The organism is Maribacter sp. (assembly GCF_016744255.1).
GTDB lineage: Bacteria > Bacteroidota > Bacteroidia > Flavobacteriales > Flavobacteriaceae > Maribacter_B.
In genome coordinates, this window is sequence record NZ_JADGES010000139.1 from 1 (window position 1) to 6,759 (window position 6,759).

Below are 6,759 nucleotides of genomic sequence, written 5' to 3' on the forward strand. Positions count from 1 at the left end.
GTAACTACTTTTGTGGTTTTACAAGAAGAAACAAATAGAAAAATTATAGGGAGTGCAAAATATCGTAGAGCTTGCTTCATGGTATGCATCATACTTTAAAATCCGGGTTTTATCTTACGAAGATACATATTTGCTCTAGAAGTCTGATTTAATCCAGTATAGCCATTGGCCAATTCTTTATATATTTTATTGGCGAGTGCTATATCATCCACTAAATAATCCAAAGAAACCTCTAATATAGCAATAGCCTCTTTATATCTCTTTGTTTGATTTAAAGCATGTGCTTGCGTATAATAAAAATAAGGCTGTAACGGATATTGTTCTATGGCCTCTTTTGCAACTTGCTTAATTATACCATAAGCTTTAATAGAAATAAGCCCTTTTAATCTTGCCTTATAGGCTTGCATGCCATTGTCTGTTTTTGTCCGCGTATTAGAAACAGTGTTTGAAGCCGCATAAGAAAATGAGGTTTTTTCTGCTTCTTGTTTTTTTAAAGCTTCTTCAATTTTAGCATATAGACCCTGTAGTTTTTCCGATTTATTTATTTCTTCTAAAACCGCCAAAGCCCCTCTGTAATTTTTCTGCGTATAGTAGATTTTACTTAGGTTCTCTCTTAATTGCACATTAGCATAGGGCAAACTTTTAGTTAAACTACCTAAATTACCTCCTTGAATCTGCATTGCGTTAACCAAGGTGTACAAATACCATAGATTCTCTGGCTCACTATTTAAAGCCTCTAGAGCGTAGTTTTGCGCATTTATGTACTCTTTATTTAAAAGATATACTTTTGCCAACTCATGACTTACTACATTGTTCTTTAGGTCTATTGCTTTACACTTTAAAAAGTGCTTTATCGCCTTATCGTAGTTTTCAATGCCTTTTTGTTTTAAACCTTCAAAAAATTGCTCTTGAAATTCATCAGAATACTCTTCTAAAAAAACCGCGGCACTCTCTTCTATATGGATTTTATCTTCTTGGGCTAGCACAGAAAAGAGCATCAGAAAACATCCTAAATGCAGTAATCTTTTTATACTATTTCTAATTTTCATTGGAATGTTCTTTAGCAAAGAGAAGATTGGTTATCCTTACGAGCTACTAAATTAGCATAAAACTTGGATCTTTCTAAAAACAAGTGTTTTCTCTAACAAGGAATTAACAAGAACTAAAAAACAAAAAAGTTTACATCCCATATCCAATTTTTAAATTATGGGATGTAAACTGCAAAAACTATTCCAAGACAGAATAATCTCCTATACTTATACTTTCGAAATTACCATTGAATTTAGCATGGTTACCAATCATGGCATTATCTAAATTAGCATTCGTAATGGTACTATTCGTTTGTATTAAACTATTTTTAATCGTAGAATTTTCTACTACAGAATTGTCTCCTATAGAAACAAAAGGACCTACAGTAGTATCTTTTAAAACTACATTCTCTCCAATATAACAAGGAGCAATAATATTTGCATTTTCTAATTGTACCGAATTAGAAATAAGCTCTTCTCCATCAGCCTCTAAAAAGCCTAACATTCTTTGGTTGGTTTCAATCGTGATTTTTTTGTTTCCACAATCCATCCATTCGTCTACGGTTCCCGTTTTAAAAACTCTACCATCTGCCATCATACGCTTAATACCATCATTTATTTGGTATTCGCCTCCATTCATTATGTTTTCATCCAAAATTTCCTGAAGTTTTCCTTTTAAAACAGCAACATCTTTAAAATAATAGATACCAATTACTGCTTGGTCACTAACAAAAGTTTCTGGTTTTTCCACCAGCTCTACTATTTCTTGTTTATCGTTTAGTTTAACAACACCATAAGCTTCTGGGTTATCTACTTTTTTTGTCCAAATAACACTATCTGCACTTGGGTCTAAATCGAATTTCGCTCTAATTAATGTATCTGCATACGCAATTACGGCTGGCCCAGATAAAGAAGGTTCTGCACACATTATAGCATGCCCTGTTCCTAAAGGTTTATCTTGTCTGTATATAGATGCTTTGGCTCCTAAACTTTTTGCTAAATCTTGCAAGCTTAAAATTACATCCTCGCCAAACCAAGCTGGATCTCCTAAAACAAATGCTATTTCTTCTATAGGTTGATTTAATACCTTAGCAATATCACTCACTAAACGATGTACAATTGGTTTGCCTGCAACTGGAATTAAAGGCTTAGGAACGGTTAAAGAATGTGGCCTAAGTCGCGAGCCTCTACCCGCCATTGGAACTATTATTTTCATACTATTGCCTGCGAATACAGGATTTGTTAATGGTTAAACTTAATTCCTGCGTAGGCAGAAATCTTTTATTCGTTTCTTAATTTATTATAATTTAAGTTCCAGTTGATACTAATATATGACCAACTTGGATTCATTTCTTCGATTAACTTAATCTTCCAATCTCTTTTCCACTTCTTAAATTGTCTTTCTCTTTTTTCTGCGTCAATTCTTTTTTGAAACTCTTCAAAATAAATCAATTTATCACAGTTGTACTTAGCAGTAAACGATTTTGGGTAGGCTTTTATTTTATGCTCCTTTACTCTTTCTACAATATTACCAGTTACTCCTATGTATAAAAATCCATTGGGCTTGTTTGTCATTATGTACACATACCAATGGCTCATTATTTATTATCTACTTAGAGGGTCCTGCCTACGCAGGAATTTATTTTACTCCAGTACTACCAAATCCACCTTCTCCTCTTGCTGTTTCAGATAATTCTTCTACTGAAATCCATTCTGCACGTTCATGCTTTGCAATTACTAATTGCGCAATACGCTCTCCGTTTTCAATAACAAAAGGTTCCTTAGATAAATTAACTAATATTACCCCTATTTCTCCTCTATAATCCGCATCAACAGTTCCCGGCGCATTAAGGACTGTAACGCCTTTTTTAGCTGCTAAACCACTACGTGGTCTTACCTGAGCCTCGAAACCAACAGGAAGCTCAATAAACAATCCTGTTTTAACTATAGTTCTAGCCAAAGGCTCAAGAATAATAGATTCTAAAATATTGGCTCTTAAATCCATTCCTGCAGACGCACCAGTTTCATAGTGCGGTAAATCGTGCGACGATTTATTTATTATTTTTATTTCCATCTTTTAAAAAAACTTTTTTAAGGTTATCATTTTCTAATTTATATAATACTCCTAAAAATATTGCTAGCAATATATTCCCAACTATTAAATTTCTATCGAATGCATAAAAAGAGATTGCAGAAAAACTTATGGATAGCAGTAGGTAAAATCCAATTTTCCTGAAGTTATACGGAATTGGATAATACATTCTACCAAAATAGAAGGAAAGACACATCATCGTTCCATAAGCCACTAATGTTGCTACCGCAGAAGCCATATACCCAAAGTATTCTATGAATACAAGATTAATAACAATGGTTAGAACAGCACCAATCATAGAAATATATGCTCCGTATTTGGTGCGATCCGTTACTTTGTACCAAACAGAAAGGTTATGGTATATTCCCAAAAAGAAACTTGCTAGCACAATAATTGGCACAATAGACATTGCCTCCCAATAGGCTGGGTCACGTACAATAAGTGTTTTTAAAACATCCGCATAAACCACAACTCCCAATAAAATTATACTTCCTAAAACTACAAAATAATTGGTGATTTGGGCATATGCTTTTTGAGGGTTTTCAGAATTGGAATGACTAAAGAAAAAGGGCTCTATACCCATGCGGAAAGCAGTTGCAAAAAGAGTCATAAACAAAGCTATTTTATAACAGGCCGAGTACATCCCTACTTTTGCTTGGGAAACGTCTTCCGGCAACAATTTTTCTAAAAGAATACGATCAAACACTTCATTTATACTAAATGCAATTCCTGCCACCATAACTGGCATTGCATATTGCATCATCCTTTTCCAAAGCGCTTTATCAAAAATCCATTTTGTTTTTCTATATAATTCACTCATTAATAAAAAAGTGACGCTACTTGCAATTACATTAGAAATAAAAATATATGAGATTTGAAAATTTGGTTTGTATACCCCCGACAAAAAACCTTCTCCATTTTCACTTACCAATTTTGGTAAGTGAAATAAAAAGAAGACATTTAACCCTAGGTTGATGACTACATTTAGGATTTTTATAACGGCATACCTCATTGGCTTTTCATTAGCACGTAGCCAAGCAAAAGGAATAACCACTAAAGCATCTAATGCCAAAATAGATAGCACATATCCTAAGTATTTTTTATCTACCTCTAAAACCTGAGAGAGAGAGCCAAAAAATAAAAAAGCAATACAAATAAAGATTCCTGTAGTACCTAAAATAGAAATTAAGGAAGTAGAAACTACTGTATCCTTCTCTTTAGATTTATTATAAAACCTAAAAAAAGCAGTTTCCATACCATAAGCCAAGATTACATTGAATATAGCAAACCAAGCAAAGATTACACTTACTTTACCATATAAACCAGGTGCCATAACCGATGTATATAATGGAACCAAAATAAAGGAAAGCATTCTAGGCAATACCGTAGCCAGACCATACACAAAAGTCTGCTTAAAAAGTTTTTTTAACGGATTCAATAGTCTAGAAATTAGAGTTTAAAAATAGGTATTTAAGGAGAGCAATCAAATTTTTATTCTTAATACCATTTTGTAATGTCTCCATTTAATATTTAATCGAATTCTGCCATAACAGAATTTGGATAACTCATCATAGGGTTATGACGAATATTCGATATTTTATGGTAGTTTATTTTATCATCTACCCAATAACTAACTACTAGTTCATTATCCTTAAGTTCGTTAAGAATAGCAGCCTCTTTTGAAGAAAGAGAACTATCGGTTTCTTCCTCTATAACCACATCTTTTTTTGGTATAAAACTTTCTTCTGGAAATTTAGCCATAGCAACTACACCAATTTCTTTAAGCTTAATTTTAAGTTTTAGCATTCTCCCTTTATGGTAAACATTTTGAAGTATGGCATTCTTATTATTTAATCTTACAATAGGAATTATAACATTATACCCATGCTCTTGCAAGTTATCCTCTGCAATCCATTTCTGAGTATATACTTTACCTAAAGCAAAAGGCACTTTATAATGAGAAGCGCAGGAAGATAAAAAAAGAAGTACTATAATAAGCTGGAGAAAATTTCTCATAATTTCTTTTTTATTCGCCTTACATGTTTATGCAAAATTAAAACAAATAATTCTTTTAAAACAAAAGACCTTACTGTATTAGAGTAAGGTCTTTCTATATCTTAATTAAATAATATTAATTATTCAATGCTTCGGCACCTCCTACAATTTCTAATATTTCATTAGTAATTGCAGCTTGTCTTGCTTGGTTATACGTAAGCTTTAATTGATCCCTAAGCTCTGTTGCGTTATCTGTTGCTTTATGCATAGCCGTCATACGAGCACCATGTTCACTAGCAAAAGAATCGCGGATACTTTTATACAATTGTGTTTTTAACGACTTTGGTATTAATTGCTCTACAATTTCAATTTTAGAAGGTTCAAAAATATAATCGGAGTTATTGGCTACAGCTCCTTCTACTGGAACAATAGGTAAAAACTGTTCTGTCATAACAAGCTGCGTTGCCGCATTTTTAAATTTGTTATAAACGATTTCAATTCTATCGTAAGTACCTTCCGTAAAAAGAAGCATTAATTCTTCTGCAATTAAAGCAACGTTATCAAAAGTTAAATCATCAAAGACATCACTATGGTTCCCAATTACAGTATGTTTTTTAGAAAGAATATCGTTAGATTTTTTTCCTATTGCAACAAAATCTACTTGCTTTCCTGCGTATGTATTCTCTACTATAGAAACACATTGCTTAAGAATATTGGTATTAAAAGCTCCACACAAACCTCTATTAGATGTAATGGCTACAACCAATACTTTATTTACAGGTCTATTATCTGCATACATACTTCCAGAATCTGCATCTAAACTTGCGCTTAAGCTTTGTAAAAGCTCGGTAAGTTTATCTGCGTAAGGGCGCATAGCTGTAATTGCATCTTGTGCTTTTTTAAGCTTTGCTGCAGATACCATTTTCATGGCACTAGTAATCTGCATGGTAGACGATACCGATGCTATTCTATTACGTATTTCTTTTAAGTTTGCCATTTTTAAAGTTATAAAACTTGAGTTTAGAATTAGGAGTAAGAACTCCTAATTCTAAACTCTAAACTTATTAGTTATATTTTGCCGACATTTCTTTACAAACAGCACTCAATGTATCTGTAACTTCGTCTGTAAGTTTCCCAGCCTTTAATGTATCTAAAACACCTCTATGTTTTGCATTTAGAAACTCGATATAATCTCTTTCAAATTCTTTTATCTTATCTACAGGCACATCTCTTAACAGGTTTTTAGAACCTGCATAGATAATTGCAATTTGATCTTCTACTGTGAAAGGATCGTTTTGCGCTTGCTTTAAAATCTCAACGTTACGACGGCCTTTTTCAATTACATTCAATGTAGCTGCATCCAAATCGGAACCGAATTTAGCAAATGCTTCTAATTCGCGGAATTGTGCTTGATCCAGTTTTAAAGTACCAGATACTTTCTTCATAGCTTTAATCTGCGCGTTACCCCCAACACGAGATACAGAAATACCTACGTTAATTGCTGGACGAACACCTTGGTTAAATAAATCTTGCTCCAAGAAAATTTGACCATCTGTAATAGAAATTACATTGGTAGGAATATAAGCAGAAACATCTCCTGCTTGCGTTTCAATAATTGGAAGAGCTGTTAAAGAACCACCACCT

Annotated in this window: 7 protein-coding genes and 1 pseudogene; all 8 read right to left on the bottom strand. The window is 33.1% G+C overall.

From position 1 onward, the window contains the following. Window positions 1–95 precede the first annotated feature (95 nt). Complete coding sequence (locus QZZ51_RS15655) at window positions 96–1,049, bottom strand: hypothetical protein (protein ID WP_291871365.1); 954 nt, start codon at window positions 1,047–1,049, stop codon at window positions 96–98. Window positions 1,050–1,227: 178 nt separating this feature from the next. Further along, window positions 1,228–2,244 carry a sugar phosphate nucleotidyltransferase gene (locus QZZ51_RS15660; RefSeq protein WP_291871367.1) on the bottom strand — a complete coding sequence of 339 codons (1,017 nt, stop codon included), beginning with the start codon at window positions 2,242–2,244 and terminating at the stop codon, window positions 1,228–1,230. Window positions 2,245–2,309: 65 nt separating this feature from the next. Then, complete coding sequence (locus tag QZZ51_RS15665; RefSeq protein ID WP_291871369.1) at window positions 2,310–2,627, bottom strand: GIY-YIG nuclease family protein; 318 nt, start codon at window positions 2,625–2,627, stop codon at window positions 2,310–2,312. 40 nt (window positions 2,628–2,667) lie between these two features. After that, window positions 2,668–3,102, bottom strand: coding sequence for a dUTP diphosphatase (gene dut / locus QZZ51_RS15670; RefSeq protein ID WP_291871371.1), 435 nt, complete (start codon window positions 3,100–3,102; stop codon window positions 2,668–2,670). Continuing rightward, the gene (locus QZZ51_RS15675; RefSeq protein WP_291871373.1) at window positions 3,080–4,558 is read right to left on the bottom strand and encodes an oligosaccharide flippase family protein; all 1,479 of its coding nucleotides are present in this window, start codon (window positions 4,556–4,558) and stop codon (window positions 3,080–3,082) included. Before QZZ51_RS15675 ends, dut begins: the two co-directional genes overlap by 23 nt. 92 nt (window positions 4,559–4,650) lie before the next feature. Then, the gene (locus QZZ51_RS15680; RefSeq protein WP_291871375.1) at window positions 4,651–5,136 is read right to left on the bottom strand and encodes a hypothetical protein; all 486 of its coding nucleotides are present in this window, start codon (window positions 5,134–5,136) and stop codon (window positions 4,651–4,653) included. A gap of 115 nt (window positions 5,137–5,251) precedes the next feature. After that, window positions 5,252–6,112 (bottom strand): ATP synthase F1 subunit gamma, encoded by an 861-nt coding sequence (gene atpG / locus QZZ51_RS15685; protein WP_291871377.1) that lies wholly within the window; start codon window positions 6,110–6,112, stop codon window positions 5,252–5,254. 67 nt (window positions 6,113–6,179) lie between these two features. Beyond that, window positions 6,180–6,759, bottom strand: a pseudogene (locus QZZ51_RS15690) (F0F1 ATP synthase subunit alpha); the annotation flags it as partial.

What these genes read in the sequence shown, in the direction of transcription:
- QZZ51_RS15655 (WP_291871365.1), bottom strand. Translation starts at nt 1,049, where the DNA reads ATGAAAATTAGAAATAGTATAAAAAGATTACTGCATTTAGGATGTTTT.
- QZZ51_RS15660 (WP_291871367.1), bottom strand. Translation starts at nt 2,244, where the DNA reads ATGAAAATAATAGTTCCAATGGCGGGTAGAGGCTCGCGACTTAGGCCA.
- QZZ51_RS15665 (WP_291871369.1), bottom strand. Translation starts at nt 2,627, where the DNA reads ATGAGCCATTGGTATGTGTACATAATGACAAACAAGCCCAATGGATTT.
- dut (WP_291871371.1), bottom strand. Translation starts at nt 3,102, where the DNA reads ATGGAAATAAAAATAATAAATAAATCGTCGCACGATTTACCGCACTAT.
- QZZ51_RS15680 (WP_291871375.1), bottom strand. Translation starts at nt 5,136, where the DNA reads ATGAGAAATTTTCTCCAGCTTATTATAGTACTTCTTTTTTTATCTTCC.
- atpG (WP_291871377.1), bottom strand. Translation starts at nt 6,112, where the DNA reads ATGGCAAACTTAAAAGAAATACGTAATAGAATAGCATCGGTATCGTCT.